Consider the following 24,675-nt stretch of genomic DNA (forward strand, 5'->3'; position numbering starts at 1 on the left):
TCAGATCCGCGGGTCTGACCCTTTTGCTTCCTCCTCCTTTTGTTCTTCCTGCGCCGCCGCCAGCGCCAGCGCGACGAATGCCTCCACCAGCGGTGACGTTTCATCCTTGCGCTGCGCCAGCAGCAGCGTGGTGGTCGCTTCCGGCTCGGCCAGCGCGCGGTAGCACACGCCTTCCATCCGGATGCTGTTGAAGGAACCGGGCAGGATGGAAATGCCGCAGCCGGCCGCCACCAGCCCGATGATGGACGACACCTCGCCCGCCTCCATCGCCACCTGCGGTTCGAAGCCGGACGCGCGGCACAGGCGCAAGATCTGGTGGTAGATGCCGGTGCCCGCCGTGGGCGGATACATCACGAACGGCAGCCCTTGCAGCTCGCGCGCCGCCACCACCTCGCGCTGCGCCAGCGGATGGCCGACCGGCAGCACCAGCAGCAGCGGGTCCTTGCGCAAGGTGGTCATGCGCACCGTGTCCAGCACGGCCACTTCGGGCGGGCGCACGAAGGCCAGGTCCAGCGTGCGCGCGGGCAGCGCTTCGATCTGGGGCAGGGTGGGCATTTCATGCAAGGTGAGCGTGACGCCCGGATAGCGCTGCCGGTAGCGGTTGATGACGGTGGCAAACAGCGGCGTGAACGGGGTGGAGAAGGTGAAGCCGATGCGCAGCTCGCCCGCTTCGCCGCGCTGGGCCCGGCGCGCCGTCTGCATGGCCTGGTCGGACAGGGCCAGCACGCGGCGCGCGTCGTCGAGGAACAGCTTGCCCGCTTCCGTCAGGCGCACCCAGCGTTTGCTGCGTTCGAGCAGGCGGGCGCCCACTTCGGCTTCCAGCGCCTGGATCTGCTGGCTCAGCGGCGGCTGGCCGATGTGCAGGCGCTGCGCCGCCCGCGTGAAACTGAGTTCCTCGGCGACGGCCACAAAGTAGCGCAGGTGGCGGAGTTCCATTTTCAGTAATCGTTTTTATGTATTAGTAACGCCTTAAATATATATTGGACGATATGAATGGGCAATCCTAAGATGAAGGCATTGTTCCAGCCCAAGCCCATCATGTCCGCCTCTGCCTCTGCTTCCGCCTCTCCCCGCATCGCCGCCGGCACGCCGGCCTTCCGGCGCACCAACCGGGCGCTGTTCTTCGGCGGTTTTTCCACGTTTGCGTTGTTGTATTGCGTGCAACCGCTGATGCCGGTGTTGTCGCACCAGTTTGCGCTCACTCCGGCGCAAAGCAGCCTGGTGCTGTCGATCTCGACGGCGGCGCTGGCGTTTTCGCTGCTGCTGTCGAGCGCGCTGTCGGAGCGCCTGGGCCGCAAGCCCATGATGGTGACGGCCATGGCGCTGGCGGCCGCGCTCACCGTGCTGTGCGCGCTGGCCCGCAACTATCCGCAACTGCTGGCGCTGCGCGCCATGCTGGGGCTGGTGCTGGGCGGCATGCCGGCCGTCGCCATGGCTTACCTGGGCGAAGAAATCGAACCGGCTTCGCTGGGCTTGTCGATGGGGCTGTACATCAGCGGCAGCGCGTTCGGCGGCATGAGCGGGCGCTTACTCACGTCGCTGCTCAGCGATTATTTCTCGTGGCGGGTGGCGCTGGCCGTGATGGGTGTGGCTGGGCTGATGGCGGCCTGGGATTTCTGGCGCAGCCTGCCTGCCTCGCGCCATTTCGCGCCGGCACGGGGCGGCTGGCGCGCCATGCGCGATGGCTGCCGCCTGCACCTGACGGACGCCGGTTTGCCGCTGCTGTTTGCGCTGGCGTTCCTGCTGATGGGTAGCTTCGTCAGCATGTACAACTACATCGCCTACCGGCTGCTGGCCGCGCCGTATGGCCTCAGCCAGACTTCGGTGGGGCTGATCTCCCTGTTGTACCTGCTCGGCATCTACAGTTCCGTGTGGGCCGGCCGGTTGGCGGACCGGCTGGGGCGGCGCGGCGTGCTGTGGCGCGTGCTGACGCTGATGCTGGCTGGCTTGCTGCTGACCTTGTCCCAGGCGCTGCCGCTGATCGTGGCCGGCGTGGCGCTGTTCTCGTTCGGTTTCTTCGCCACCCATTCCGTGGCCAGCAGCTGGGTCGGGCGGCGCGCCGCCGCGCCACGGGCGCTGGCCTCGGCGCTGTACCTGTTCTTCTACTACTTCGGTTCCAGCGTGGTTGGTTCCGCCACCGGCATGGTGTGGGCGCGCGGCGGCTGGCCGGGCGTGGTGGCCGTGCTGGGCGCGGCGCTGTGCGTGGCGCTGCTGATCGCGCTGCGCCTGCGCCAGTTGACCCCGCTGGCGCCCGCCGCACCGGCGCTGGCGCCGGGCTGAGGCAGGCCGAGACGGGCACGACGGTGCGCTAGCGCGGGCAGTTGGTGTAGGCCTTGCGCCCGTCCTCGTACTGGGTGAAGCAGTAAGTGCCCATTGCCGTCATGATCTTGTAGACGCGCGTCTTGCTGTCGGGCTGGCTCAGTTCCACCATCTTCGCACCTTCATACCACTTGGGGCCGACGGCATCGTGCGCGGCGTTGATGCCGCGTGCCAGCCTGGCCTGCACGCCGTCGGGCGGCAGTTCAATTCCCCGTGATGGAAATTCCTTGCGCAATTGCTTGTCGATGCCGGCGATGTCGCGCCGTGCGCGGCTCATGATGTCGGCCGCGCTGGGCGGGGCTGGGCCGAAATCCGGCTCCGGCGGCAGTTGCTCGGGCGGCGTGATCGCTTGCGGCTGGACGGGTGCCGTGATGGGCGTCTGCGCGGCGGGCTGCCCGGGTCGGGGTGGCGCGGGCGTGCGCGTCAACGGGGCAGGGCGGGGCGGAAGCAAGGGCGGCGCGACCCGCTCCGGGGCCGGACGCGGCGCGAGCGGCAGCAGCCACTGGATGGCGGGCCGGCCATCGGACCGCCCGGTGGCGGGACGGTCAGGCATCTGGCGCCACAGGGCGAACAGCAGCGCGACGTGGATGAGTGCTGTCAGCAGCAGGCCGGGCCAGCGGCGGGCCGTGTGCGATACGGGGTCGTCCATGCTTCAGGTGTGGATGGATGAGGTTGCGCATGGTAACTTATATTTTCGATATGTTTTGTGTTTGTCGCAATTTTTTACAACGGCTGTCAGGTTGCGGCCTGCGGCCCGACAAAAGGGCGTACGGTTTGCATTGGAGACGTCATGAAACACTTTGTATTGAGCCTGGGGTTGAGCCTGGCCGCGGCTGCCGGGCTGAATAGCGCCCCTGCGCTGGCCGCCGGCAGTTGCAGTGCGCACAGCCCCGCTTACCGGGTTGCGCTGCTGGAGTTGTACACCTCGGAAGGTTGCAGCAGCTGTCCGCCGGCCGACCAGTACGTGAGCGGCCTGCGCGCGGCCGGCGTGACGCCGGAGCAGGCCGTGCTGCTGGCGCTGCACGTCGATTACTGGAACGACATCGGCTGGAAAGACCCGTTTTCGCATGCGGCCTACAGCGCGCGCCAACGCTGGCTGACGGGGCTGGCCGGTTCGCGTACCGTCTATACGCCGGAGCTGTTCGTGGCGGGGCAGGAGTTGCGCGGCGGCGTGGAGCGCTGGACGGGCGGCGTGCCGGCCGCCGTCAAGCGCATCAACGCGCGACCGGCGCAGGCCGATATCCGCATGACGCTGGGGCCGGCCAGCGCGGCCGGGTTACCGGTGGAAGTGAACGCCAGCGCGGCCCGCAGCGGCACACTGTTCGTGGCGCTGGTCGAAAGCGGCCTGGCCAGCAAGGTGACGGCCGGTGAAAACAGCGGCCGCCTGTTGCGCCACGATCATGTGGTGCGCACGTGGCTGGCCCCTGTTCCCTTGTCGGCGGGCGGCAAGGCGGGCCTCAACATGGCGACCGTCGCGCGCACACTGCCGTTGCCGCCGGGCGCCGCGCCGGGCAAGCTCGGCGTGAGCGCGTTCGTGCAGTCGGAGCGCGGTGATGTGCTGCAGGCGTTCTCCTTGTCCGTGTGCGGGAACTAAAAGTACAGCAAGTGTTAGCTGGTCCAGTCCTCCACACGCAGCCCCGGTATGCGGTCAAATTCCCGGCGATTGTTGGTAACGACGATCAGCCCACGCGAACGGGCATGGCCGGCGATCATCTGGTCATAGGGGCCGATTGGCGTACCGGACCGGGATAATTCCGCGCGGATCTGTCCAGTGTGTGCAGCGGCATGACTGTCGAAGTCCATTACTTCCAGTCGGGCCGAGAAGCCTTCCACCTCCGCCAAGTTTCGCGTCGGGTCGGTCGACTTCTCCGCGCCATAGATCAGCTCCATCAAGGTAACCGTACTGATGCACATCAAACCATGTTGCCGTATGAACTGCTCCCGAACATGGGCCGGCTTATTCTTGATGGTGAAAATGCAGATATTGGTATCGAGCATGAACTTGAGCATTTAAAACGACGCCCTTTCTTGCTCAGCGGGCTGCTCGCGTTCCGTCATAAAGTCAACTGTGACGCCAGGGCCATCAAACCAGCTTTCCCAGGACGTACCCGCCGGTGCAATGATTCTGGTTTGGCCCAGTACGACGACATCAACCCGCTTCACATCGTCAGGAAAGGCAACCGCCTTGGGCAAACGTATGGCTTGGCTGCGATTGCTTTGAAAAACGGCACCTTGTTCCATCATGCTCTCCACGGTATATACAATGCATATATCCCATCTTAGCTGGTTTTGAGGATATGTCAAAGGCATATCCCAGTGCAATAGCGCAAACCGTTTTCGCCGTGCTTGTGCTGGCTCAAGCGGCATGACGGAACCGGGGCGCCATCGTGCGCCTCCAATGATCACGTGCGCATCGTGCGCGCGAACTACTTTGGAGGAAACCATCATGCTGCAAGCGAATGAGATTCAACGGCGGTTCAGCAGTGTGGAACACGCGATCGGGCAGGCGTCGCAAGCGTGTTCGGCCGAGCGCAACGTGCCGGGCGAATTGCGCGACTGCATCGAGCGCCTGGACAAGCAGGCCGACATGGCGAAGGACGTGATCCAGTCCAACGACGAGAACCGCATCCGTCAGATGGTGGACGACCTGGAACAACTGGGCGACCGCGCCAAGCGCGTGTGCAGCAGCGGCGCCGACCTGACGCCGCAAATGAAAAGCGCCGTCAACCACATGCACCATGAATTGTCGGAGTTGAAGCATCAGTTGCACTAGCATTGGTGGTATAGAAAATGCACCATGTTGGTGCATTTTCTTTCGATGATGTCCGCAAGCGAGAAGCGGGGCACGGCCATTTTCCGCCGCGCCCAAGGCAGGCATGGTAAGGTTGAAACAACAATCTTTTGCGAGGCGTTCGCCATGTGGCCTTATCCTAAAATCGTTGCGCACCGGGGCGGCGGCACGCTGGCGCCGGAAAACACTATCGCCGCCCTGCGCTGCGGGCTGGCCTATGGGTTCCGGGCCGTGGAATTCGATGTCATGCTGTCGCGTGACGGCGTCGGCGTGGTCATGCATGATGAGCAATTCGGCCGCACCGTGCCCGGCCTGGGCAGCGTGCCCACGACGGACGCGGCCGACCTGGCGCGGCTGGACGCGGGCGGCTGGTTCGGGCCGGAATTCCAGGGCGAGCCGGTGCCCACGTTCGCCCAGTTTGTCGATTACTGCCGCGCGCAGCGCATCTGGATGAACATCGAGATCAAGCCGGCACATGGTTTTGAGGCGGCCACCGGGCGCTGGGTGGCCGAGGCCACCCGCGACAAGTTCACCGATGCGCTGGCCGTTGGCGACCCGGCCGGGCTGCCATTGCTGTCCTCATTCAGCATGACGGCGCTGGCCGCCGCGCGCGACGCCGTGCCGGCCCTGCCGCGCGGCTGCCTGTTCGACACCATGCCCGCCGACTGGCAAGCCCAGGCCGCCGCGCTGGACGCGGTCGCCCTCCACACCAACCACAAACACCTGACGCCGGTGCTGGCGCAGGCCGTCAAACAGGCGGGGCTGGGGCTATTTTGCTACACCGTCAACACCCCGGAGCGGGCGCGCGACATCCTGGGCTGGGGCGTGGATGGCTTCTGCACCGACCGCATCGACCTGATCGGCCCGGCGTTCGCCTGAGCGCCACCTGGCACGCCTAGAGGCCGCCGCCAACACCGGCAGGTATTTACCGGCCATTTCTTCACGTATAATCAACCCTTTGCACATGCCAGCCACCATTGCCAACCGACATGAAATCATCTGAAATCCGCGACAAATTCCTCAAGTTCTTTGAATCCAAGGGTCACTCGATCGTCCGTTCCAGTCCATTGGTGCCTGGTAACGACCCGACCATGTTGTTGACCAACAGCGGCATGGTGCAGTTCAAGGATGTGTTCCTCGGCCTCGACACGCGCCCGTACTCGCGCGCGACCACCGTGCAGCGCTGCGTGCGCGCCGGCGGCAAGCACAACGACCTGGAGAACGTGGGCTACACGGCCCGCCACCACACCTTCTTCGAGATGCTGGGTAATTTCAGCTTCGGCGACTACTTCAAGCGCGATGCGATTCACTACGCGTGGGAGCTGCTGACCAAGGTCTACCAGCTGCCAGCCGAGAAGCTGACCGTCACCGTCTATTTCGAGGACGACGAGGCCTACGACATCTGGGCCAACGAGATCGGCGTGCCAAAAGAGCGCATCATCCGCATCGGCGACAACAAGGGTTCGCGCTACGCGTCGGACAACTTCTGGCAGATGGCCGACATCGGCCCCTGCGGTCCTTGCACGGAAATCTTCTACGACCACGGTCCGGACATCTGGGGTGGTCCTCCCGGCTCGCCCGAGGAAGACGGCGACCGCTTCATCGAAATCTGGAACCTGGTGTTCATGCAGTTCAACCGCGACGAAGCGGGCAACATGAACAAGCTGCCCAAGCCGTGCGTCGACACCGGCATGGGCCTGGAGCGCCTGGCCGCCGTGCTGCAGCACGTGCACAGCAACTACGAGATCGACCTGTTCCAGAACCTGATCAAGGCCGCCGCGCGCGAAACCGGCGCCACCGACCTGGAATCGAAGTCGCTGCGCGTGATCGCCGACCACATCCGCGCCGCCGCCTTCCTGATCGTCGACGGCATCATTCCGAGCTCGGAAGGCCACGGCTACGTGCTGCGCCGTATCATCCGCCGCGCGCTGCGCCACGGCCACAAGCTGGGCCAGGCCAAGCCATTCTTCTACAAGCTGGTGGCCGACCTCAACACCGAGATGGGCGCGGCCTATCCGGAACTGACGGAAGCCATGGAGCGCGTGGCCCAGACGCTGAAGGCCGAGGAAGAACGCTTCGGCGAAACGCTGGAACACGGCATGAAGATCCTGGAAGCGGAACTGGCCAAGGATGCAAGCAAGCTCGACGGCGGCACCGCCTTCACGCTGTACGACACCTATGGCTTCCCGCTGGACCTGACGGCCGACATCTGCCGCGAACGCAATGTGACGCTGGATGAGGCAGGCTTCCATGCGGCCATGGAAAACCAGAAGAAGATCGCCCGCGCGGCCGGCAAGTTCAAGATGGCCGCCAACGTTGAATACAGCGGCGAGAAGAACAAGTTCGTCGGCTACGACCAGTTGCAGCACAACTCGAAAGTGATCGCGCTGTACGCCAACGGCGCGCCGGTGACGGAGCTGAAGGCGGGCGAGCAGGGCATCGTGGTGCTCGACACCACGCCGTTCTACGCCGAGTCGGGCGGCCAGGTGGGCGACCAGGGCTTGATCCAGGCCGCTGCCGCCAAGTTCGAAGTGGAAGACACGTTGAAGATCCAGGCTGACGTGTTTGGCCACCATGGCGTGATGGCTTCCGGTGTGCTGAAAGTGGGCGATGCCGTGGGCGCGGAAGTGGACCAGCACCTGCGTGGCCGCACCATCCGCAACCACTCGGCCACCCACCTGATGCACAAGGCCCTGCGCGAAGTGCTGGGTTCGCACGTGGCGCAGAAAGGCTCGCTGGTCGATCCGGACAAGGCCCGCTTCGACTTCAGCCACAACGCACCCGTGACGGCTGAACAGATCGCGCAAGTGGAAGCCATCGTCAACCGCGAAATCCTGGCCAACGTGGCCACCCAGTCGCACAACATGTCGTTCGACGACGCCGTCAAGCATGGCGCCATGGCGCTGTTCGGCGAGAAGTACGGCGACGTGGTGCGCGTGATGGACATCGGCACCTCCAAAGAACTGTGCGGCGGCGTGCACGTGCACCGCACCGGCGACATCGGCCTGTTCAAGATCGTCGCCGAAGGCGGCGTGGCAGCCGGTATCCGCCGTATCGAGGCGGTGACGGGCGAGGGCGCGCTGGCGCTGGTGCAATCGATGAATCGCCGCCTGCTGGACGCGGCCGCGGCCCTGAAGGCGACCCCGGACGAACTGACGGCCCGCATCGTGCAGATGCAGGACAACGCCAAGGCGCTGGAGAAGGAACTGGCGGCCCTGAAATCGAAACTGGCCGCCGGCCAGGGCGATGAACTGGCCACCCAGGCGGTGGTCGTGAACGGCATCAAGGTGCTGGCCGCGACCCTGGACGGCGCCGACGTGGCCGGCCTGCGCGAAACCATGGACAAGCTCAAGGACAAGCTGAAGACGGCCGCCATCGTGCTGGCCAGCGTGGCCGACGGCAAGGTCAGCCTGATCGCCGGCGTGACGGCGGACGCCACGTCCAAGGTCAAGGCGGGCGAACTGGTCAACTTTGTGGCCCAGCAGGTGGGCGGCAAAGGCGGCGGACGCCCCGATATGGCGCAGGCGGGCGGCACCGATGCTGCGGCGCTGCCGGGTGCGCTTGCGGGCGTTGCAGCATGGGTGGCACAACGGGCATAATAAGCGTCCATGCGGCCTGCGCCCCGGTGCAGGCCGTTACCACGCTGAATTTCTCGTTGTGAACATACAACGGTATGCGAACTATTTTGGTGCAGCGCGTCAAACGCACTATTTTGGGGTAGTATGTCTGAAACCAGCGGAACATTTGGAAGCGGGATCGCAATGACAGATACACTACTCGACAACGAAATCATGGAATTTCACAAAGAGCTCGACGCGCGGGGCCTCAATTGCCCGCTGCCGATCCTGAAAGCCAAGAAGGCACTGGCCGAGCTGCAAAGTGGTGAAGTGTTGCGTATCATGGCGACTGATCCCGGCTCCGTACGCGATTTCCAGGCCTTCGCCAAGCAGACGGGCAATGCCCTGTTGTCGCATGTGCAGAATGGCCGCGAATTCGTGTTCCTGATGCGTCGCAAGTAATTCGTTGTATCCTATGCAACCGGGCCAGCAATCCCGTCCCGGTTCTTACTCCCCCGGAAATGTTTTAGCAGTAAATGTCTTTTTTAGGGGTTTTGCACTAGCAAAAAATCGCACGATCGTGCTTAAATTTAGTTTAGGTGGAAAATTTCTTTTATAATCTTCCCCTACTTAGTTCCGTTACTCTTTATTTTTCCCAAAGGCACAGCTATGAAAGTCTTGGTACCCGTCAAACGCGTGGTCGACTATAACGTCAAAGTGCGCGTCAAATCCGACGGCAGCGGCGTCGATATCGCCAACGTCAAAATGTCGATGAACCCATTCGACGAGATCGCTATCGAAGAGGCCGTGCGCCTGAAGGAAGCGGGCAAAGTCACCGAAGTGGTGGCCGTATCGTGCGGCGTGAGCCAGTGCCAGGAAACCCTGCGTACCGGTATGGCCATCGGCGCCGACCGTGGCATCCTGGTGGAAACGGGCGTGGAGCTGGAGCCGCTGGGCGTGGCCAAGCTGCTCAAGGCGCTGGCCGACAAGGAACAGCCACAGCTGATCATCCTGGGCAAGCAAGCCATCGACGACGACTCCAACCAGACCGGCCAGATGCTGGCTGCCCTGCTGGGCTGGCCACAAGCCACCTTCGCCTCGAAAGTGGTGCTGGAAGACGGCAAAGCCGTCGTGACCCGTGAAGTGGACGGCGGCCTGGAAACCCTGTCGCTGACCCTGCCAGCCATCGTCACCACCGACCTGCGCCTGAACGAGCCGCGCTACGTCACGCTGCCGAACATCATGAAGGCCAAGAAGAAGCCACTGGACACCGTCAAGCCGGAAGACCTGGGCGTGGACGTGGCACCGCGTCTGAAGACCCTGAAAGTGGCCGAGCCAGCCAAGCGTTCGGCCGGTATCAAGGTTCCGGACGTCGCCACCCTGGTCGCAAAACTGCGCACCGAAGCCAAAGTCATCTAAGCGCGGCCTGGCCGTTCACATTTTTGAGGAAGAATCATGGTCGCATTAGTTATCGCTGAACACGACAACGCTAGCCTGAAAGGCAGCACCCACCACACCGTTACCGCAGCCGCCCAGTGCGGTGGCGACGTGCACGTCCTGGTCGCTGGCGCCAACGCCGGCGCCGCCGCTGCCGCCGCCGCGCAGATCGCCGGCGTATCGAAAGTGATCCTGGCCGACGCGCCGCACTTCGCCGACGGCCTGGCCGAAAACGTGGCCGAGCAAGTGCTGGCCCTGGCCGGCGCCTACAGCCACATCCTGGCTCCCGCCACCGCCTACGGCAAGAACATCGCGCCGCGCGTGGCCGCCAAGCTGGACGTGGCCCAGATCTCGGAAATCACCAAGGTCGATTCGCCCGACACCTTCGAGCGTCCTATCTACGCTGGTAACGCCATCGCCACCGTGCAATCGGGCGACAAGGTGAAAGTCATCACCGTGCGTACCACCGGCTTCGACGCCGCTGCCGCCACCGGCGGTTCGGCCGCCACCGAAACCGTGGCCGCCGTTGCTGATCTGGGCAAGTCGGCCTTCGTGGGCCGCGAGCTGGCCAAGTCGGACCGTCCTGAACTGACCGCCGCCAAAGTCATCGTCTCCGGTGGCCGTGGCATGGGTTCGGGCGAAGCGTTCAAGATCCTGGAACCGCTGGCCGACAAGCTGGGCGCCGCCATGGGTGCTTCGCGCGCCGCCGTCGACGCCGGCTACGTGCCGAACGACTGGCAGGTTGGCCAGACCGGCAAGATCGTCGCGCCTACCCTGTACATCGCCGTCGGTATCTCGGGCGCCATCCAGCACTTGGCTGGTATGAAGGACTCGAAGACCATCGTCGCCATCAACAAGGATCCTGAAGCCCCGATCTTCTCGGTGGCCGACTACGGCATCGTTGGCGACCTGTTCGAAGTGGTACCGCAACTGGTCGCAGAACTGGGCTGATCGATTTAGCGCCTAGATGAATTACAGGCCACGCTGGTTCCGGCACAATTGCCGGACCACCGTGGCTTTTTTCTTGGAGAATAGAGAATGCCGTATCAAGCACCCGTAAAAGACATGCTGTTCGTGATGAACGAACTGGCCGACCTGGCCGCTGTGAACGCCCTGCCTGGCAATGAAGACGCCACCCCCGACACGGCCGAAGCCGTGCTGGAAGAGAACGCGAAGTTCTGCAGCAACGTGGTCGCCCCCCTGAACAACCCCGCCGACAAAGAGCCCAGCTACTGGCACGATGGCCAGGTCACCACCTCGAAGGGCTTCAAGGAAGCCTTCAAGGCCTTCGCGGAAGCCGGCTGGCAAGGCGTGCAGCACCCGGTGGAATTCGGCGGCCAGGGCCTGCCCAAGCTGCTGGCCACCCCTTGCATCGAGATGCTGAACTCGTCGAACGTGTCGTTCGCCCTGTGCCCGCTGCTGACCGACGGCGCCATCGAAGCGCTGCTGACGGCCGGTAGCGACGAGCAGAAAGCCACCTACCTGGAAAACCTGGTGTCGGGCAAATGGACCGGCACCATGAACCTGACCGAGCCGCAAGCCGGTTCCGACCTGGCCGCTGTGCGCAGCCGCGCCGTGCCCCAGGGCGACGGCACCTACAAGATTTTCGGCACCAAGATCTTCATCACCTACGGTGAGCACGACATGGCCGAGAACATTATCCACCTGGTGCTGGCCCGCACGCCGGACGCGCCACCGGGCGTGAAAGGCATCTCGCTGTTCATCGTGCCGAAGTTCCTGGTCAACGCCGACGGCTCGCTGGGCGCGCGCAACGACGCGCACTGCGTGTCGATCGAGCACAAGCTGGGCATCAAGGCCAGCCCGACGGCCGTGCTGCAGTTCGGCGACCACGGCGGCGCCATCGGCACGCTGGTCGGTGAAGAGAACCGCGGCCTGGAATACATGTTCATCATGATGAACGCGGCCCGCTTCGGCGTCGGCCTGCAGGGCATCGGCGTGGCCGAGCGCTCGTACCAGCGCGCCGTGGCCTTCGCCAAGGACCGCGTGCAGTCGCGCGACCTGGCCGGTTCGGCCGGTCCCGTGTCCATCATTCACCATCCGGACGTGCGCCGTATGCTGATGTCCATGCGTTCCCAGATCGAGGCGGCGCGCGCGCTGGCCTACGTGGGCGCGGGCCTGAGCGACATTGCCCACACCCATCCCGATGCGGCGGTGCGCGCGGCCAACCTGGCCACCTACGAATTCCTGGTCCCGCTGATCAAGGGCTGGTCGACGGAAATGGCGCAGGACGTGACCCGCGACGGCGTGCAAGTGCACGGCGGCATGGGCTTCATCGAAGAGACGGGCGCTGCGCAGCACTACCGCGACGTCAAGATCCTCACCATCTACGAAGGCACCACCGCCATTCAGGCCAACGACCTGGTGGGCCGCAAGACCGTGCGTGACGGCGGCGCCGTGGCCAAGGCTATCATCGCCCAGATCCGCGCCACGGAAGCGCAACTGGCAGCGCAAGGCGGCGCGGAGTTCCAGGCCATCGCCAAGCACCTGGCGGCCGGTAGCAAGGATATGGAAGCCGTGGTCGACTACGTGGTCGCCAACATGAAGAGCGACATCAAGGGCGTGTTCGCGGGCAGCGTGCTGTACCTGAAGCTGGCCGGTATCGTGGTCGCAGGCTGGCAGATGGCGCGCGCCGCGCTGATCGCCAAGCAGAAACTGGACGCCAACGAAGGCGACGCCAGCTTCTACCAGGCCAAGATCGTCACCGCGCGCTTCTTCGCCGACCATATCCTGTCGCAGTCGTCGGGTCTGCGCAGCGCCATCGTTGAAGGCAGCGCCGGCGTGCTGGCATTGACGGAAGACCAGTTCTAAGCAGCGTTCCACGCTTAGTCTGAATAGGAGCCTGTCGCGGCATCGTTCGCGGCAGGCTCTTTTTTTCGCGCTGCATCAAGCGCGGTAGATGGTCAGCAGCAGCCAGCCGGGCATGCCGAGATAGAGCGCCACGTGGCCGGCCCGCTCCAGCCAGCGCCGCATGGCGATCGCGCGCGCGGGGCGCAGCAGCGCCACCAGCAACGTGGCCATGCTGATCGCCATCCGCAGCAGCGTCTGCGTCAACACCACGCCGATGGCCCACGCGGCCCACCACAGCGCGAATGCGCTCAGATACGCTTTCAAGCCGAAGCTGTAGTACTCGCCGAACGCACTGCCGTAGGCGATGTGCTGGTACAGGTGGAACGCCGGCAGCGCCAGCGCGAATGGCAGCAGGATGTGCTTGAGCAGCGGATGGTCGAGCCGCGAGCGGCCGATTGCCAGGCTGGTTTGCGCATACACCTGCGGCACGCCGCGCACGCTCGGTTCCGCCGCTTGTGCCGATTTTGCCGACTGTGCCAGCTGTGCAGCGGTGGCGGCCCGTGCGGCGGCGCGGGCGTCGGCATTGGTCAGTGCCAGTCCGTAGCGCCAGCGCCGTCCCGTGTTCAGTCGCAGCGACAGGCCGGGACCGGGGAAGGGCAAACGCCACAACTGGACTTCCGCCACCTCGCTCAGCGCCAGTTCGCGCCGGCGACCGCCACGCGTCAGTGCCAGCTTGCCATTGACCACCATGGCCTGGGCCGAACACGCCGTAAGCACGCACCACGCGGCCGCTTCAGGCAGCAGGAACAGCATCGAGAACAGACGGATCTGCGCCAGCGTGTTGGTGCGCAGCGCTTCGTTGAGCAGCAGGACGAGGCACATCCACAACAAACCACCGCGCGCGCCCGCACGCAGCAAGCCTGCCAGCAAGCGCGTGGCCGGCGACAGCACGGCCACCCGGGCCGGCAGCGCCGCCGCCAGGCTGATGGCCGGCGCTGCGGTCGCCTCTTCGCCCGTATGCGCGGAGCGCCACGCCGGGAAGGCTGCAACGACCGCCAGCAGGACCAGCGCCGCCGCCGCCACGCGCCCGACCCAGTCGCCCCAGCGCACGATCAGCGTGGGCGCGGGCGTCTGAACGGGTAGGGCGCCTACCACCAGCGTCTGCTCGCCCATGCGCGTGCCCGCGAGGATGGCGCCGGTGGCGTCGATCACGCCGCTGTAGCCATTGCTGGTGACGCGGAACTGCGGCAGCCGCGTTTCGATGCTGCGGAACGCCGCCGCCGACTGGTGCAGGCGCGCACCCAGCGGGTCGGCCGTGAACCACGAATCGTTGGACATGGTGAGAATCGCTTGCGCGCCCAGGCGCACGCCGTCGATGGCGAGATTGGTGTCCATGTCGTCGAAGCAGATCAGCGGCTGCACCGGAATCTCGCGGCCATCGGCCAGCCGCAGCGGCAGTACGCGCGCGCCGTTACCAGGCTGCCAGTTGCCGGTCCACGGCAGCAGGCGCCGCAGCTGCGGGCCGTCCAGCCACGCGGGCACGTATTCCGTGAGCGGGAACAGACGCGTCTTGCGGTAGAAGCCCAGCAGGCCGGCGCCCGGTTGCACGAAGGCGGCCGCGTTGTATTCGCCGGCGCGGTCGCGGTCGTAGGTGCCGAACACGAAGGGGACGCCGGCCGCGTTGACGATGCCGACAATCTCGCGATCGAGTTCGGCACCGGCCGCGCTCTTGGGATGGCCGAAGGTGGTGGGATAGACGGTTTCCGACCACACCACCGCGTCCACGTGCTGGCGCTCGACGGCGTCGTAGCTCATCGCGTAGTGGGTGTCGAGTACCTCGCGCACGAAGGCGGCCGTGCCTTTCTCCTGGCGCTGGCGTTCGTAGTCGATGATGTTGGACTGGATCATCCCCATGCGCAGTGGCTTGCCCTGGGGCGCGGGGCTGGCCGAGAGCGTGAACTGGCCGTAGCCGGCCAGCAGCAGCGGCGCCAGCGCGGCCATTGCCAGCGGGCGGGCGATGGCGCGCGGGCCCGCCGCCCGCCATGCCGGCGCCAGCGCGGCGGCCACACCTTCGTTGGCCAGCAACAGCAGCAGCGTCAGACCGGCCGTGCCCACCACGGCGGCGCCCTGGCGCAGCGCCACGGACGGGTAGAGGCCGTAGCCCAGCGTATCGCCGAGGAACTTGGGCAGCAGCCATTCCGTCGCCACCCAGGCTGCGGCGCCGGCCAGCGCGCCGGGCGCGGCGCCGTAGCGCTGGCGCGTGAGGTGGCGCACCACGGCGAAGCTGAGGAACTGCGGCTGGAACAGCGGGGCGGCGAGCAGCAGGATCGCCAGCCCGGCCGCGCCGCCGATCTGCGTGTAGTGGCCGAAGGCGATGCCGAACCAGGCGAAGGCGCCGGCCGTGTAGCCGATCGCCATGGCCCAGCCGCGCAGCAGGGCGCGTGTCACGGTGGGGCTGGCGTCGAGCGCGCGCAGGCATGGCACTAGCAGGACGAAGCCGAGCAGCCAGCCGGCGCCGCCGCGCGCATACAGGGCGGACATCAGCGCGCTGGCGAGGATCGCTGCCGGCACGCGCATTTTTACAGGAAGGGTCAGGGTCATGTCTCTATTGGCCGGGTCTTGCCGGCTCTCGTGGTGCGGGGATGGTGATGCGCCGCTGCGGCAGGCCGGGCGGCGCAAGTTCCGGCGGCACAACGCGGTCCTTGGGCATGGCGACCGGCTGGTTGTTCGCGTCATACAATTGGAAGTCGGGGGCGAACATGAGGATCGCTTCGATGGTCTGGCCATCATCGGTCACCTGGTGGTGGCGCACATACCCTTTGGGCAGGTCGAAGTCTTCGGGTACGGCCAGGCCGACCAGCGGCGGGCGGGTGCCGGGCGGCGAGAACGCACCGAGGCCGCTGAAGATGCCGCGTTCATGCAGGCGCTCGATCACTTCGGGCATGCTGGGATTGGCGCCACGGGGGATGTAGCTTTTCAGGTCGCGCGTGGGATCGGCGTCGCCTTCGGGCGCATGCGCCGGCTCCTGCGCCGGCCCGGATGACATGCCTGGCAGGTCCGACAGCCAGCCCGGCTTCGCGCCGGCGGCGGCGGACGGCGCCGCCGCCGTGGCTTCACCGCCTTCGCCGGCCGACGAGGCGGACCACAGCCACAGCCCGCCCAGCACGGCGACGCCCGCCAACGCCAGCAGCAGGCCGATGTTGGAGCGGCCGTGCGCATGCGTGCGCGCGCGGCCGGCGCCGTTGCAGCGGGCGCCGGCCGGTGTCGCCTTGGTTCGAGGTGGCATGGTCAACCCAGATCCGGGCCGGGACTTGGCTGGTGCTTAAGGCGTGGCCGGATTGAAGGTCGAAACGGCCCAGCCCATGCGCTCATGCCCGTACTGGTTCCAGATCGGGTTCTTGCCGGCGGTGAAGGAGGTGTAGCGCGGCGCGCCGCTGCCCGTGGTGTCGCCGAACAGGCCGGAGGTGATGGTGCTGCCGGTGTAGGTCGGGTGGGTATCGTCGGACTGGATGTAGTCGTAGCTGCTGCTGGCGGAGACGAAGTGCGTGTTGGCGTCGCGCAGGGTCGAGCGCAGCGTGGTGGTGATGCGGGTCACGTAGCTGGCCTGGCTCTCGCCGGCCACGTAGCGCAGCGCGTCGGAGTCGATCTGGCCGTCGCCGTTGCTGTCATAGTCGCCGCCCATGTACTGCGCGAAGTTGTCGGCGCAGGTGAAGCCCTTCTGGCGCGCCGTATCGCACATCATGTAGTTCATGCGGGCCAGCGATTGCAGGAAGCGGTCCTGCATCTTCACGGTCTGGCCGGTGGTCGCGTCGGTGCACGAGCTTTGCACGTTGTCGGCCGCGTAGCCCGGATAGTGCAGGTTGGAGATCACCTTCAGCTTGACGCCGGGGTAGGCGTTGGCGTTGATGTAGTCCATGGCCGCCGCCACGTAGGTCTTGCAGCTCGCTTCGGCGTTGTCGAGCACCGTGTAGTCGCAGGTGCCGGTCTGGCTCTTGAAGCTGGTGCGCGCCTGCAGGCCGTCGTTGCCGCACATTTCGAAGGTCACCACGCGGGTGCTGCTGGCCTGCATGTAGGAACGCTCGGCCACGATCTTGTTGTTGTACACGTCCGAGGCGACAGCGCCGGACTTGGTGCGGCGCACGCTCTCGATGTCGGCGCCCCACAGGGCGGACATGTATTCCGCGTCCACCGTCGGCGCCGAGTATTTGGCGGCGCTGGTGATGGAGCCGTTGTAGCCGGCGTAGATGGAATCGCCGTAGGCCACCACGCGGTACTTGGTGCTGGTGTTGGCGCGGTCGATGGTCCACGAGGCGTTCTGGTTCAGGGTGCTGGCCGATGCTTCAGCGCCGGCGGCGAGCAGGGCGAGCATGGGTAGCAGGGTGCGTAGTGTGTGGCGAATACGAGTAGGCATGCAGTGTCTCCTTGGTGTGGTTATATGTCTGGACTGCGTCTCTTGGGAATTCGGACTACGCTTAAATGTAGGGCAAAAACAAGTGCAAAAACCGAGCAGGTGCTCGCAATTGAGTGAAAAAACCTGCATGTAAATTAATTTGTTGTATTTTCACAATGCTGTCGAACTGCTCACTTTTCGATACGGTGGCCGGTGCGGCGGGCGGATACTCGCGCTACACTGATGCTCCCATCGAGTGCGCGCGAGTGAGCCATGCGTTATGCCATCGTTTCCGACATCCACGGCAACCTGCCGGCCCTGCAAGCCGTGGTGCGCGATATCGCGCGGCGGGGCGTGGACCGGGTCATCAACCTGGGCGATTGCGTGTCCGGCCCCTTGCTGCCGCTGGAGACGGCCCAGTTCCTGATGGCGCAAACGGAGTGGGTCCACCTGGCTGGCAACCATGAACGCCAGCTGCGCTCGCCGCGCGGGCGCGAAGCGTCGGACGCGTTCGCCTTTGCCCAGCTGGGGCAGGCGGAGCTGGACTGGCTGGCGACGCTGGAGCCCGCATTACGACTGAACGCGCAGGTGCAGCTATGCCACGGCACACCGCGCAGCGATTTCGAATATTTCCTGGAGTCCGTTGAGCCCACCCATGTGCGGGCCGCCACGCTGGCGGAAATCGACGACCGCCTGGCCGGCTGCGACGCAGAGTTGATCGTCTGCGGCCATACCCACGTGCCGCGCGCCATGCGCTCGTCGGCTGGCCAGTTGATCGTCAATCCGGGCAGCGTGGGCTTGCCCGCCTATGACGACAACCGGCCCTGTTTCCATGTGATCCAGAACGGTTCGCCCGATGCGCGCTACGCCATCGTTGAACAGGGCGAGGGTGGCTGGCAATGCGACCTGATCGCCGTGCCGTATGGACATGCCGCCATGGCCGACCTGGCGCGCCGCAACGGCCGCGCGGACTGGGCGCGGGCGCTGGCCAGCGGCTACGTGTGAGCACACAACAAATCGGGCAATATATCGCGCAACACGGGACCGGCCACGGAATCAATCCGCCGCCACAATTGCTAAGGATGGGATCGCCAGCAGGTCTAGAATGAATCCATCGCTCGCCGCCCCGGGCGGGACGTCCAACAGGAGGAAACAGCATGAACCTGCAGCGTAGTTCGATACTCTTCGCCGCCCTGTGGGCGGCCGGCGCAGCCAGTGCGCAGACGGCGCCCGATCTGAAACCGCCATCGGAAGCGAGCATGCCATCGGGGCCGCGCGGCGCCGCCATCGCGGCCGGCAAATTGCTGCTGAGTGAAACCCATCAGCGCTTGCCTGGCAACGTGGGCAACGGCCTGACGTGCACCAACTGCCACATGACAGGCGGCACCGTCGCGCAGGCCTCGCCATGGGTCGGGATCTGGGGCGTGTTCCCCGAATACCGCGCGCGCAGCGGACGCCTGATTTCCTTGCAGGAGCGCGTCAACGATTGCTTTGAACGGTCCATGAACGGCAAGCCGCTGGCCTTCAATTCCGAGGAGATGAACAACATCCTCGCCTACATGCAATGGCTGTCGAGCGGGGTGCCGACTGGCGTCAGCGTCAAGGGGCGCGGCTTCGGGCCGGTCGACCAGAAGCTGGTGCCGAACCCCGTGCACGGCCAGCAGGTCTATGCGGAGAAATGCGCCAGTTGTCATGGCGCCGGTGGCGAGGGCTTGAAGAATGGCGTCGCGTATGCGTTCCCGCCGCTGTGGGGGCCGGCGTCGTTCAATGATGGGGCCGGCATGGCGCGCACTTATACGGCGGCGGCCTTCGTCAAATACAACATGCCGTTGGGGCAGGGCGGTACGCTGTCGGATCAGGATGCGGTCGATGTGGCGGAATATTTCACCCACCAGCCACGGCCCGTCTACGCCGGCAAGGCCAAGGACTGGCCCAAGGGTGACCGGCCGAAGGATGCCCGCAACTGAGGCCATAACGATGCCGTTCAGTCATGCTGAACGGCATCCGTTGGACCGAACTTGTCGGGCGGTGCGCTGCCGGACTTCGTTGCGTCTTAGTTGCGTACCACGGTGCCGTTGGCGTTGCGCACCTGGTCGCCGGCCAGCAGGCCGGGATCGTGGTCGAAGTTGAAGCTGGCGTGCTGGCCGTTGTTGTACTGCACTTCCACGGTCCACACCTTGGTCGACTTGGCCTTCTGCTCGATCTGTTTGCCGGCATAGGCGCCGCCGGCGGCGCCGGCCACGGTGGCCAGTTCGCGGCCATGGCCGCTGCCCACCTGGTTGCCCAGCAGGGCGCCGGCCACGCCGCCGGCGATCAGGCCCAGCGCGCTGCCTTCGCCGGCTTTTTCGGTGACGGTCACGTTGACCACCTTGCCGCAGTCGTTCATGCAGGCGCCGGCCTTGGCGGGCGAGGCTTTCATCGCGGCCTTGGCCTGGGCGATGCTCTTGTCGTATTCGGATTTGGCGTCGCGCATGCACTGCATGCGGGTGCTGGAATCGGTCTCCTCGGCGCACAGTTTCTTGTCATCCGCATAGCGGGTGGCGGCGTGCTTGCTGTCGATCGCATATTGTTCTTTTGCGCTCACGGGCGCCTGCGCCCAGGCGCTGCTCATCAGGCCAGCCAGGCTCAGGGCCAGGATCAGGGGACGACTCGTCATGTTGTTCTCCTAAAGTTGTTGATCAGCCATACGCACCGCCAGTGTACAGCAAGTCAAACAGGCGGGAAATCGTTGCGATGAGCATGCCGGCGCCCACCATTAATGTGAGCACCAGCAACACGGCCAGCGGCCAGTTGGCAGCCGATTGCCGGCCCGATCCGGCGTTATAGCGGGCATCCCATTTCTCGTCCGGCATCAGGCCCAGCACCAGCGCTTCCAGGAAGCCAATCAGCGCCGAGACCACCAGCGGCAGGATCTTGTAGAACCAGTCGGCGCCCGGCGCGGCCACGGCCACCACGGCGGCGGCCGGCAGGCTGGCCAGGTGCAGCCACAGCCAGCGGTCGCGCGCGCCGTGCAGGTAGAGCCGGTGGCCGCCCAGTCCACCCAGCACGAAGGCCAGCAGCGTGGCCACCGTTTTGTTCTTGTGGGGAAGATGTTGCGTTTGATGCAAATTGGCCATGGTTTTGCTAACAAATTGCGGGAAAGCACGCAGTATCGGTCATAATACGGCCCCCGGCGGATCTTTTTTGAGATCGTGAGGCACTTGCCCAGTTCGCCGGAACGGGGGATAATCATCGATTGCCCCAACCCGCCCAATTATGTGCATTAATGCTTGCTGCTACGTGGCAAGGCGCGCTATAATTTGCGGCTTTTTCCGTCTCAGCACACTTTTTGGAAATATTATGGTCGTTATTCGTTTAGCTCGTGGAGGCGCCAAGAAGCGTCCGTTCTACAACATCGTTGCAACCGACTCGCGCAATCGTCGCGATGGCCGTTTCATCGAGCGCATCGGTTTCTACAACCCGATGGCAGCTGGTGGCGAAGTGCCGTTCCGCATTACCGCTGACCGCCTGGCACACTGGGAGTCCGTGGGCGCGCAACTGTCGCCTGCCGTGGCCCGTCTGGTCGCTGCCGCTAAAAAAGCAGCCTAAGTCTGGTTTCTGGTTTGGCCGCTAACAGTGCATCCGGGGTGAAAGTCCCCGACGATCTGGCGCAAGTGGGCTTTGTCTACGGCGCGTACGGCGTTGCTGGCTGGGTGAGGGTAAGACCTTTCTCGGAAGATGCAGATGCATTGCTCAAGGTGAAAACCTGGTGGCTCGACAAGCCGAATGTGCATGACGTGGACGTCAAACAGGTCAAACTGCATGGCGGCGACGTTGTTGCCCAGCTGGTGGGAGTGACAGACCGCAACGTGGCAGAAGCGCTCAAGGGCGCCGCTGTTTCGGTGCCGCGCAGTCGTTTCCCGGCGCTGTCGGCTGACGAATTTTACTGGGCCGATCTGATCGGCCTGGATGTAGTGAACTTGCAGGGTGAGCACCTGGGGCAGGTCACCGACATGATGAGCAACGGTCCGCAGTCGATCTTGCGCATCACGCCGGCCGCCGCCGCCGACAGCGCTCCCGACGATGAAGCGGCGCAAGAGCGCCTGATTCCATTTGTCGATCACTATGTGATCACGGTGGACAAGGCCGCCAAGCGCATCACCGTCGACTGGGGCCTGGACTATTAAGACTCACCTGTGCAACACGGTACAGTCGGAAGGGACGGTCCATGCAATTTGATGTCGTGACCCTGTTCCCCGAAATGTTTGCCGCGCTGACGCAGTCGGGCGTGACCCGGCGCGCGTTCGAACAACAGAAGTGGGGCCTGACGTTGTGGAATCCCCGTGATTTCACCACCGACAATCACCGCACCGTGGATGACCGCCCCTATGGCGGGGGGCCCGGCATGGTGATGCTGGCCAAGCCCCTGGAAGCGACGATCAACGCCGCCAAACAGCGCCAGGCCGAAGCCGGTCTGCCCGCGCCGCGCGTGGTGTTCATGTCGCCCCAGGGCAAGCCGTTGACGCATGAGCGCGTCATGCAGCTCAAAGCCGAACCGGGTCTGGTGATCCTGTGCGGCCGCTACGAGGCGGTCGACCAGCGCCTGATCGACCGTTGCGTCGATGAGGAGATCAGCCTGGGCGACTTCGTGCTGTCGGGTGGCGAATTGCCGGCCATGGCCCTGATGGATGCCGTGGTGCGCCAGTTGCCCGGCGTGCTCAACACGGACGCCTCGGCCGTCGAGGATAGCTTCGTCAATGGCTTGCTCGATTCGCCGCATTACACGCGGCCGGAAACGTATGAAGGCGTGACGGTGCCCGCCGTGCTGTTGGGCGGCAATCACGCCGAGATCGAAAAATGGCGCCGCCAGCGCATGCTGGAGGCGACGGCGCGCAAGCGCCCCGAATTGCTGGTCCGCGCGCGCGAGGCAGGATGGCTGAGCAAGCAGGACGAACAGTTTTTGGCAGGTTTGTAAACCTGCAATTTGCAGTAGCTAGCGGGCATGTTGCCCGCGTGTTTAACCCCATCCTCTACTGGGCGAGTGTCTGAACAGCACTCATTGCGCGCCAGCATGATGGTTTTTGGAGTTTAAAATGGATCTGATTCAACAACTCGAGCAAGAAGAAATCGCTCGCCTGGGCAAGAGCATTCCTGAATTCGCCCCTGGTGACACCGTGGTCGTCAACGTTAACGTGGTCGAAGGCACCCGCAAGCGCGCCCAGGCATACGAAGGCGTCGTGATCTCCCGTCGCAACCGTGGCCTGAACTCGAACTTCATCGTTCGTAAGATCTCGTCCGGCGAAGGCGTCGAGCGTACCTTCCAGCTGTACTCGCCGCTGATCGCTTCGATCGAAGTGAAACGCCGCGGTGACGTGCGTCGCGCTAAACTGTACTACCTGCGTGATCGTTCCGGTAAATCGGCACGTATCAAGGAAAAACTGCCAAACCGTCGCCCAGCAGCGGCGAAAGCAGACGCTTAATCGCGTTTGTGTTTGGATGGAAGGGGCGCCGCTGGTGCCCCTTTTTTGCATGTGGAGGTAAGATTTTTGGCCCAGCTTCCGTTCGATCCCCAGCAATTGCCCGTCGATGGCGTGGCCGGCGAGCCGGCCGTGGCGCCCGAGCGCCTGTCGCCGCAGTGGCTGCGCCAGCGTTTCGCCGCGCCGCCCATCTGGACGCCGGAAACGGCCCAGGAATCGCTGATCGCCCGGCCCCAGCCCACGCCGGCCTCGGTGCTGGTGCCGCTGGTGCAGCGCGACGACGGCCTGACCCTGCTGCTGACCCAGCGCACCGCCCACCTGACCGACCATGCCGGCCAGATCAGCTTCCCCGGCGGCCGCGCGGAAGATTATGACGCCGACGCCGTGGCCACGGCGCTGCGCGAATCGGAGGAGGAGATCGGCCTGCACCGCCGCCATGTGGACGTGCTGGGCGCCTTGCCCGATTACCTGACCGGCACCGGTTACCGCGTCACGCCCGTGGTGGGCCTGGTGCTGCCGCCGTTCGAGTTGACGGCCGACCCGTCCGAGGTGGCCGAGATCTTCGAAGTGCCGCTGCAGTTCCTGATGGACGGGCGCAACCACCAGCGCCTGTCGGTGCAACTGCCGGGCGGCGCGCGCTCGTTCTACGCCATGCCGTACGAGCGCTTCTACATCTGGGGCGCCACGGCCGGCATGTTGCGCAACCTGTTCCACTTCCTGCGCGCCTGACCCGGACGGGCAATATTGCAATAAGTTTGATTCCGGCACTGCACTGCGTTATCGTAGCGGGCATTACGGCTTTGTGACAAAAAGGACGCTTGATGACTTTTCTTTCCATACTCTGCGCGCTGCTGATCGAACAGATGAAACCGCTGCGTGCGGATAACCCGATCTACGCCGAGATCAAGAGTCTGGCGATGCGGATGGAAACCTGGTTCAACGCGGGCCACCCACGCCACGGCCGCATGGGCTGGTTCCTGATGATGGCGATCCTGATGGTACCCACGGCCCTCATCTACGGCGTGCTGATGCACTACAACCTGACGCTGGCCGCCTTCGCCTGGAACATCCTGATCGTCTACCTGACGCTGGGCTTCCGCCACTACAGCCACTATTTCACCTCGATCCAGCTGGCCCTGAACGCCGGCGACGAGGCCACGGCCCGCGCGCTGCTGGCCGAATGGACCAAGCTCGACACGGTGGGCATGGAGACCTCCGAGATCGCCCGCATCGCCGTGGAAAAATCGCTGATCACCACGCACCGCAACGTGTTCGGCGTGTTCTTCTGGTTCCTCATGCCGCTGGGCCCGGCCTGCGCCGTGATGTACCGCGTGGCCGAGCACCTCGCGCGCGCGTGGAACGAACCGGAGCACATGCGCAACGAAGCGTTCGGCCAGTTCGCCGCCCGCGCGTTCTACTGGATCGACTGGATTCCCGTGCGCCTGACGGCCGTGGCCTTCGCCGTGGTCGGCAACTTCGAGGACGCCATCTACGCCTGGCGCAATTTCGCCGACCGCTGGCAGGACGAGGCGATCGGCATCATCCTGTCGGCCGGCGGCGGCGCCATGGGCGTGCGCCTGGGCACGCCGGCCGAGAACGCGGCCAAGGTGGTGCTGGCCGACGCCTCCACCGTCGATACGACGGACGTGGAGCCGGAAGTGCTGCCCGGCGAGGAGCCGAACGTGCGCGCCCTGCAAAGCACGGTCGGTCTCGTGTGGCGCGCGCTGCTGCTGTGGATGCTGTTGCTGCTGTTGCTTTCCGGCGCGGTCTGGCTCGGCTGACGCGGGCGCGGCATACAAGTCCATACAACCGGCATACAATGGAGCTTGCTGGGGCAGGGCCGCACCGCACTGGTGCGGCCCTGCACTTCATTGGCGCCCATCCAGAAAAGCTCGTTTGGAATCAAGGGTTTATGCG

At 64.9% G+C, this 24,675-nt stretch carries 26 protein-coding genes; 17 read left to right on the plus strand and 9 right to left on the minus strand.

Annotated features, from left to right (window positions below; all coding sequences use genetic code 11):
* The gene (locus H3H37_RS07810; RefSeq protein WP_182161156.1) at positions 1–936 is read right to left on the minus strand and encodes a LysR substrate-binding domain-containing protein; all 936 of its coding nucleotides are present in this window, start codon (positions 934–936) and stop codon (positions 1–3) included.
* A 102-nt stretch (positions 937–1,038) separates the two neighbouring features.
* On the opposite strand from H3H37_RS07810, the gene H3H37_RS07815 reads away from it, so the two are divergent.
* Complete coding sequence (locus H3H37_RS07815; RefSeq protein ID WP_182161588.1) at positions 1,039–2,280, plus strand: MFS transporter; 1,242 nt, start codon at positions 1,039–1,041, stop codon at positions 2,278–2,280.
* A 28-nt stretch (positions 2,281–2,308) separates the two neighbouring features.
* On the opposite strand, the gene H3H37_RS07820 is transcribed toward H3H37_RS07815, so the two are convergent.
* Positions 2,309–2,968, minus strand: a complete 660-nt coding sequence (locus H3H37_RS07820) for a hypothetical protein (protein WP_182161157.1) — start codon at positions 2,966–2,968, stop codon at positions 2,309–2,311.
* A gap of 141 nt (positions 2,969–3,109) precedes the next feature.
* Between H3H37_RS07820 and H3H37_RS07825 the strand changes: the two genes are divergently transcribed.
* On the plus strand, positions 3,110–3,913 hold the full coding sequence (locus tag H3H37_RS07825) for a DUF1223 domain-containing protein (protein WP_182161158.1): 804 nt from the start codon (positions 3,110–3,112) through the stop codon (positions 3,911–3,913).
* 14 nt (positions 3,914–3,927) lie between these two features.
* On the opposite strand, the gene vapC is transcribed toward H3H37_RS07825, so the two are convergent.
* Both vapC and vapB read right to left on the minus strand, forming a co-directional pair.
* Positions 3,928–4,329: a type II toxin-antitoxin system tRNA(fMet)-specific endonuclease VapC gene (gene vapC / locus H3H37_RS07830; RefSeq protein WP_182161159.1), complete on the minus strand. Its 402-nt coding sequence runs from the start codon at positions 4,327–4,329 to the stop codon at positions 3,928–3,930.
* Positions 4,330–4,563, minus strand: coding sequence for a type II toxin-antitoxin system VapB family antitoxin (gene vapB, locus H3H37_RS07835; protein ID WP_311197424.1), 234 nt, complete (start codon positions 4,561–4,563; stop codon positions 4,330–4,332).
* Between the two features lie 202 nt (positions 4,564–4,765).
* Here vapB and H3H37_RS07840 point away from each other — a divergent pair, with 202 nt between their 5' ends.
* The 7 genes from H3H37_RS07840 (at position 4,766) to H3H37_RS07870 (ending at position 12,933) form a co-directional block, all read left to right on the plus strand.
* Positions 4,766–5,092 carry a hypothetical protein gene (locus H3H37_RS07840; RefSeq protein WP_182161160.1) on the plus strand — a complete coding sequence of 109 codons (327 nt, stop codon included), beginning with the start codon at positions 4,766–4,768 and terminating at the stop codon, positions 5,090–5,092.
* A 144-nt stretch (positions 5,093–5,236) separates the two neighbouring features.
* Complete coding sequence (gene ugpQ, locus H3H37_RS07845; protein ID WP_182161161.1) at positions 5,237–5,989, plus strand: glycerophosphodiester phosphodiesterase; 753 nt, start codon at positions 5,237–5,239, stop codon at positions 5,987–5,989.
* Positions 5,990–6,099: 110 nt separating this feature from the next.
* A complete protein-coding gene (alaS, locus tag H3H37_RS07850) occupies positions 6,100–8,709 on the plus strand; it encodes an alanine--tRNA ligase (RefSeq protein ID WP_182161162.1) in 2,610 nt (869 codons plus the stop codon).
* Between the two features lie 192 nt (positions 8,710–8,901).
* Positions 8,902–9,129, plus strand: a complete 228-nt coding sequence (locus tag H3H37_RS07855) for a sulfurtransferase TusA family protein (protein ID WP_182156115.1) — start codon at positions 8,902–8,904, stop codon at positions 9,127–9,129.
* A gap of 207 nt (positions 9,130–9,336) precedes the next feature.
* Positions 9,337–10,086, plus strand: coding sequence for an electron transfer flavoprotein subunit beta/FixA family protein (locus H3H37_RS07860; protein WP_182161163.1), 750 nt, complete (start codon positions 9,337–9,339; stop codon positions 10,084–10,086).
* A 36-nt stretch (positions 10,087–10,122) separates the two neighbouring features.
* Entirely contained in the window at positions 10,123–11,055 is a 933-nt protein-coding gene (locus H3H37_RS07865; RefSeq protein WP_182161165.1) for an electron transfer flavoprotein subunit alpha/FixB family protein, read from the plus strand.
* Positions 11,056–11,142: 87 nt separating this feature from the next.
* Entirely contained in the window at positions 11,143–12,933 is a 1,791-nt protein-coding gene (locus H3H37_RS07870; RefSeq protein ID WP_182161167.1) for an acyl-CoA dehydrogenase, read from the plus strand.
* Positions 12,934–13,008: 75 nt separating this feature from the next.
* On the opposite strand, the gene lnt is transcribed toward H3H37_RS07870, so the two are convergent.
* Genes lnt through H3H37_RS07885 form a run of 3 tightly spaced genes read right to left on the minus strand, consistent with a single transcriptional unit; the run spans position 13,009 to position 17,323 of the window.
* Positions 13,009–15,513, minus strand: coding sequence for an apolipoprotein N-acyltransferase (lnt, locus tag H3H37_RS07875; protein WP_229218725.1), 2,505 nt, complete (start codon positions 15,511–15,513; stop codon positions 13,009–13,011).
* Positions 15,514–15,517: 4 nt separating this feature from the next.
* Positions 15,518–16,198 carry a hypothetical protein gene (locus H3H37_RS07880; protein WP_229218726.1) on the minus strand — a complete coding sequence of 227 codons (681 nt, stop codon included), beginning with the start codon at positions 16,196–16,198 and terminating at the stop codon, positions 15,518–15,520.
* Between the two features lie 36 nt (positions 16,199–16,234).
* Positions 16,235–17,323 carry an SGNH/GDSL hydrolase family protein gene (locus H3H37_RS07885; RefSeq protein WP_182161169.1) on the minus strand — a complete coding sequence of 363 codons (1,089 nt, stop codon included), beginning with the start codon at positions 17,321–17,323 and terminating at the stop codon, positions 16,235–16,237.
* Between the two features lie 252 nt (positions 17,324–17,575).
* On the opposite strand from H3H37_RS07885, the gene H3H37_RS07890 reads away from it, so the two are divergent.
* Together H3H37_RS07890 and H3H37_RS07895 are read left to right on the plus strand one after the other, a co-directional pair.
* Complete coding sequence (locus H3H37_RS07890; protein WP_182161171.1) at positions 17,576–18,307, plus strand: metallophosphoesterase family protein; 732 nt, start codon at positions 17,576–17,578, stop codon at positions 18,305–18,307.
* 152 nt (positions 18,308–18,459) lie between these two features.
* The gene (locus tag H3H37_RS07895) at positions 18,460–19,269 is read left to right on the plus strand and encodes a c-type cytochrome (protein ID WP_182161173.1); all 810 of its coding nucleotides are present in this window, start codon (positions 18,460–18,462) and stop codon (positions 19,267–19,269) included.
* A gap of 86 nt (positions 19,270–19,355) precedes the next feature.
* On the opposite strand, the gene H3H37_RS07900 is transcribed toward H3H37_RS07895, so the two are convergent.
* Complete coding sequence (locus H3H37_RS07900) at positions 19,356–19,958, minus strand: outer membrane lipoprotein (RefSeq protein ID WP_182161175.1); 603 nt, start codon at positions 19,956–19,958, stop codon at positions 19,356–19,358.
* A 22-nt stretch (positions 19,959–19,980) separates the two neighbouring features.
* Complete coding sequence (locus H3H37_RS07905; RefSeq protein WP_182161176.1) at positions 19,981–20,418, minus strand: NINE protein; 438 nt, start codon at positions 20,416–20,418, stop codon at positions 19,981–19,983.
* A 223-nt stretch (positions 20,419–20,641) separates the two neighbouring features.
* On the opposite strand from H3H37_RS07905, the gene rpsP reads away from it, so the two are divergent.
* From rpsP to H3H37_RS07935, 6 genes are all read left to right on the plus strand, one after another.
* Positions 20,642–20,890 (plus strand): 30S ribosomal protein S16, encoded by a 249-nt coding sequence (gene rpsP, locus H3H37_RS07910; protein ID WP_182161178.1) that lies wholly within the window; start codon positions 20,642–20,644, stop codon positions 20,888–20,890.
* Positions 20,891–20,928: 38 nt separating this feature from the next.
* Positions 20,929–21,468 carry a ribosome maturation factor RimM gene (gene rimM / locus H3H37_RS07915; RefSeq protein ID WP_182161180.1) on the plus strand — a complete coding sequence of 180 codons (540 nt, stop codon included), beginning with the start codon at positions 20,929–20,931 and terminating at the stop codon, positions 21,466–21,468.
* 41 nt (positions 21,469–21,509) lie between these two features.
* Complete coding sequence (gene trmD, locus H3H37_RS07920; RefSeq protein ID WP_182161182.1) at positions 21,510–22,256, plus strand: tRNA (guanosine(37)-N1)-methyltransferase TrmD; 747 nt, start codon at positions 21,510–21,512, stop codon at positions 22,254–22,256.
* A 118-nt stretch (positions 22,257–22,374) separates the two neighbouring features.
* Entirely contained in the window at positions 22,375–22,761 is a 387-nt protein-coding gene (gene rplS / locus H3H37_RS07925) for a 50S ribosomal protein L19 (RefSeq protein ID WP_182161184.1), read from the plus strand.
* A gap of 66 nt (positions 22,762–22,827) precedes the next feature.
* Positions 22,828–23,487 carry a CoA pyrophosphatase gene (locus H3H37_RS07930; RefSeq protein ID WP_182161186.1) on the plus strand — a complete coding sequence of 220 codons (660 nt, stop codon included), beginning with the start codon at positions 22,828–22,830 and terminating at the stop codon, positions 23,485–23,487.
* A gap of 92 nt (positions 23,488–23,579) precedes the next feature.
* Positions 23,580–24,539 carry a CobD/CbiB family protein gene (locus H3H37_RS07935; protein WP_182161188.1) on the plus strand — a complete coding sequence of 320 codons (960 nt, stop codon included), beginning with the start codon at positions 23,580–23,582 and terminating at the stop codon, positions 24,537–24,539.
* The last annotated feature ends 136 nt before the right edge of the window (positions 24,540–24,675 follow it).

The organism is Rugamonas brunnea (genome assembly GCF_014042345.1).
Lineage (GTDB): Bacteria > Pseudomonadota > Gammaproteobacteria > Burkholderiales > Burkholderiaceae_D > Rugamonas > Rugamonas brunnea.